3 protein-coding genes and 1 pseudogene are annotated in these 4,735 nt (G+C 48.0%); 1 reads left to right on the top strand and 3 read right to left on the bottom strand.

The genetic code is table 11. The annotated features are described in order from the left end of the window. On the top strand, positions 1–715 hold a 715-nt coding region (locus tag SHEWPOL2_RS21385; RefSeq protein WP_037431517.1), incomplete at its 5' end, for an AAA domain-containing protein. A 17-nt stretch (positions 716–732) separates the two neighbouring features. Here SHEWPOL2_RS21385 and yidZ read toward each other — a convergent pair. From yidZ to SHEWPOL2_RS21370, 3 genes and pseudogenes are all read right to left on the bottom strand, one after another. Beyond that, positions 733–1,698: an HTH-type transcriptional regulator YidZ gene (gene yidZ / locus SHEWPOL2_RS21380; RefSeq protein WP_037431516.1), complete on the bottom strand. Its 966-nt coding sequence runs from the start codon at positions 1,696–1,698 to the stop codon at positions 733–735. After that, positions 1,673–2,863, bottom strand: a complete 1,191-nt coding sequence (locus SHEWPOL2_RS21375) for an MFS transporter (RefSeq protein ID WP_037431514.1) — start codon at positions 2,861–2,863, stop codon at positions 1,673–1,675. Before SHEWPOL2_RS21375 ends, yidZ begins: the two co-directional genes overlap by 26 nt. A gap of 188 nt (positions 2,864–3,051) precedes the next feature. Beyond that, positions 3,052–4,735: pseudogene (locus SHEWPOL2_RS21370) on the bottom strand (insulinase family protein); the annotation flags it as partial.

Raw genomic sequence — 4,735 nt, 5'->3', positions numbered from 1 at the left:
AATTGAAAAGTTAGCTCAACTGATTGATGAACAAGAAAATGTATTAGTGCCCGCCAGCATTGGTGTGCTCTCCTGCTTTCGCAATCAGACGGAGTATTTATCCCAGCAGATCCTCGCACGCTTTAGCTCGCAGCAAATAGAACGTCATCAATTACGGATTGCCACGCCCTTTGGTTTTCAAGGGGAAGAGCGCGATATTATGCTGCTGTCGTTTAGCATTACGGCCAACGACAGCCGCGCCGCCGTGTATTTAAATCGCGAAGATATGTTCAATGTCGCCATCACCCGCGCTAAACAAATGCAGTGGCTATTTTTATCAGTACAAGCGCATGAGCTCCCCAACAATAATTTACTGGCAACTTACTTAGCATCGGCGGGCCAATTTCAAGCGGCGCACAATTATGTCGATGCCCTCGATAGCTTCGGCCAGTCGGTTGCACAGGCGATTGAAGCAAAAGGCATAACAGTCTGGCGCGCCTACCATATGGCGGGGCTAGAACTGGATATTCTGTGCCGCTATGGTAACCAATATTTAGCAATAGATTTAATCGGTTACCCAGGGCCATGGGCGGACTTTTTCGATATTGAACTGTATAAACTGTTACAGCGCGCGGGGATTAAACTTATCCCCGTCAGCTACGGATTATGGTGTCAGCAGCAAGAATTGTGCATCCAATATATTTGCCAGCAATTGGGTATAAACCAACCGAATTAATGCTGCAAATAACAGCCTTAATCACACCCACGCGGCTGGTAAATCGCTTTTATCTTGCTTCGCAGCCAAGTGATTTTGGGGTTGTGGCTGTTTCTCTTATGCCAAATCAAGGTAAAAGGAATGGCGAGTTTATTAAGATATTCGCCACTTATCGGGATCGAGCGAGTGACTAAGTCAGGGTGTAATTGGCGGGCATATTGCTCACAATATTGCGGTGCTATTGCCATCATACTGTGGTGAGGCTCTGCCGCGACAAACAGTGACTGCTCAAAACTGGCCAAGGTCAGCACAATATTGCGAGTTAACCCAAGCTCGATAAGCACATCATCTAAGGCCCAGGTTTCGCTCTTTTCCCACAAGATATTGATATGCGGATATTTAAGAAAGGTGTCTATATTCCACTCTTCCTGCAAGACGGGATGATCGCGGCGTAAATACACCTGAGGAAGATCGGTAAATAAAACCTCAAAATCGATAAAATACGGCAGTAAATCAAGGGACTCCTTGGAGCGAGGATGACTTTCTCGGCCAGTAAAACCTATGTCTGCCTCACCGCGAATAATGGCCTCTAGTGAATCATAATCCCAATTTCGCACCTTCACTTTTGCATCAGGGTAGTGTTGGTAAATCGCCTGCGTTAATTGATTAAGCATAATGAGCGACAAAGGTGACTCAAGCATTAGCTCAAAACTGAGCCCTTTCGCCATATCGTCCCCGCGCTTTCCCATAAGCTGTTTGCCCATTTGCAACCAATCGGCTAAGTCATGCTCCATGCTTTGGGCTAATGGCGTAAGCTGCAATCCCTGGGGCGTTTTAATGAATAGTGGGTCGTCAAACCAATCGCGCAATTTCGCCAAGGATTTACTCACGGTCGATGGCGTCACATTGAGCTTTTTGGCGGCCTTAGACACGCTCCGCTCCTGCGATAGCAGCTGAAAAGTAAACAACAGATTGAGGTCAAGCCGACTCAGGGATTTGCTCATTAACTACCATTTCCGACATTTTAGGCACCGCTAACATTAGCGTGATGCTTACCAGCGCACCAACGCTGAGGATAGCTAATAATATATTAATCGCGCTCACTTCGAGCAGACCCATCACCCAAATATACAACGCAGAAGTACACACTTGGGCAATCCCCAGTAATGAGCTGGCCACTCCTGCCCGAGCCACAAATGGACTAAGCGCCTGACTCATGGTCACCCCAAATCCAATTGAAAAACCAGAACAAACAAAAGCAAATCCTAAGAGGTTGAATGAATGACTAACCCCGCCCAATTGAGTCAAGATAAACACTAAGGCGGCCGCAACGAATAACCCTTGGGAGAACAAAATTAATGATTTTTCTTTAAACTGGTTAAGCAAAAAGGGCGTCGAAAATGAGGCTAACATACTCACCAATGCCATCATTGCCATGGTATTGGAATATTGGCCACGGTCAAACCCCATCTGCCCCATAATCAGCATAGGAGACACATTCACATAGCTTAAAATCGTGGTCACACCTAAGGTTGTTATGACCACGCGACTGATAAAAAAGCCTTGTTTAAAGGACTCCTTTTGCACACCTGGCAAAGCTTGCGTGTGAAATACTGCTTTAGAATGGGTTTCACGCAATACCAATAGACAAAGAGCAAATACCAGTAATCCCATCGCCGCCATAGTGTAAAACAGGCTAGGCCATGGAAACTTAAGCATGATTAAGTGGCCAATCACAGGCGCGATCACAGGGATAATACAGGTCACGCCATTCACCATTGAGAGCACTTTGGCTCGGCGCTTATCGTCTAAGACATCACGCAAAATCGCGAACGCGACAACATAACAACAACCCGCACCAATGCCTTGCGCAAAGCGCGCGATTAAAAACAGATCACTGGTTTGCGAGCCCGCTGCAAAATAGGAGGCTAGCGCGAACAGTAAGGCGCCAAAAAGTGTAATGGGTTTACGCCCAATCCTATCGGCTAAACTGCCCGCAAACAGCATAGTCGTCGCCATGCCAGCAAGATAAACAGAAAAAGCAATGTGCAGCTGCGCCTCACTCGCCCCAAGTTGACTCGCAATTTGCGGCAACCCGACTAAGTACATATCGATCCCCGTCGGATACATTAGGACTAAGCCAAAACTACATAAAAGATATCGAAACATCACATCACCACTCTACAAGAATATGGCGCTTAGCCTAATGCGGGTTTCGCTTAAGCGTGAGTGGCATTTTCGACAACGGTTATTTCCAATTGCGACCGACAAATATTTCAATCACCAATAAAAACCAAACCTCCTGTGACACGAGTATCACAGGAGGTAGGGCTTCAGATAAATTGCGGTTTAATGGCTCACGGAGCCGTGACGGGTGCGGGTAAGGTTTCGATAGTTAACCGCTTATCATCCTTGAGGTATTTCTGCGCCAATTGGCTTAACTCGGCGGGCGTGATCTGCTGTACCAACGCCAAGCGTTGGTTAAAGGTCGCAAAACGCTCCGGTTGGCTTTGGGCGGTTGAGGCCAAATCTAACCAGAAATTATTACTTTGCGGCCCCATCTGCATCCACTCCAGCACTGGCTGGCGGGCACGATTGAGCAAATCCTCACTGATCCCCGAAGGCGTTTTAACCTGCTTAACTGCGGCGGCGTAATGCTTAGCCACCTCAGGCAACATGGCAGTGGTGGTCACACTAAATAGGCCGAGATAACCATATCCCGTTGGATTTAAATCATTATATGAGAATGCAGAAGGCGAATAACTTGCCCCCGCTTTCTCACGCACATTCTCAGTAAGTAAGATGCTTAGTACCTGCTCAAGCAAACCTAACCCCACCAGCTCACGTGGATTACTCATATCCGCTGTCGGCCACACCTGCGCGAGCGCTGCCATATCGACCTGACCATAATGCGTCAGGCTCATTTGTGCTGGCACGTTGGGAAACACAGGCACGATAGTCTGCCCCTTAGGGATCGGCTGACGGGAAATCGCCCCTAAGGTTTGTGCAACCTCGGCAATGGCTTGGTTTTCATCAAAATCACCCACGATCGCCAGCTCAATCGCCCCTTGTTGCACCGCAGAATGGAAGCTGGGCGCGAGTTCAGTAAACTGACGCTTGAGGATTTCATCAGGGTTGCCGTAGCCATAACGTTTGTCGCCATTATGGGCAATTCGCGCAAATTGATTCGAAAACTCCAGTTGTGGATTGCTATGAATGCTCTGCTGCTCGGCAATCACTTGCTCACGGAATAACTGCTCGGCTTGCTTATCCATCCCCGGGTCGCCTAAATAGGCCGTCAGTACACCTAATTGGGTGCGAAGCTCGGCAGCATTAGTACTGATCTCGCCACCAAAACTCTGCTCACGTAAACTCAAACTGACCGAGATATCTTGGCCTGCAAAAATCTCCTGCAAGCTGTCTAAATCGTGAAGTCCCAAACCGCCCTGCACAAAGGCGCTATTAAACAGGTAAGACAAACCATCTAGCTCGGGGAATGGCACCTCACCAAAGCCGATATTGAGACTCACCAACGTCAGCCCCTGATTAAAGGATGTAGGTTTTAAATTGAGACGCACACCGTTAGCAAACTCTAGCTTTCGTATGCCAGTTGTGGCATCGCGCTGATCGGCCACAATCTGTCCAGCCTCACCAAATTGACTATAGCCAAACTCGGCAATACTCTTGGTTTCGGGCACTTTTACGGCTTGCTTTTGGCTCGCGTTGTAGGCGGCTAAGAGTTGCTTTTCAATATTTTCAATGGGTTTGTTATTGGTCAGATACAGATAAGGCGTCCCTTCCCAAGTCTGTTTAAACAACTGATGCAGTTTTTGCGGCGTGATACTCGGCATCAACTTTTCAAACATCGCCAATTGCCACTCTGGCTCCACAGGCACGCGCCTGCCCGCTACCGCACTCACTAAGCTGTCGGCAATGTTCACACTGTGGATAGTGTTACTGCCTGCGGCACTGAGCTGATAGCCCTTGTGAATTCGTTTAAGTTGCTGATCGATTTCTGTTGGCTAAAGCCAAATTCCAGCG

It is taken from the genome of Shewanella sp. POL2, from assembly GCF_000282755.1.
In the GTDB taxonomy this organism is placed as follows: Bacteria; Pseudomonadota; Gammaproteobacteria; order Enterobacterales; family Shewanellaceae; genus Shewanella; species Shewanella xiamenensis.
The sequence above is the reverse complement of the archived record's forward strand: the minus strand, read 5'-3'. Positions and strand labels throughout refer to the sequence as shown.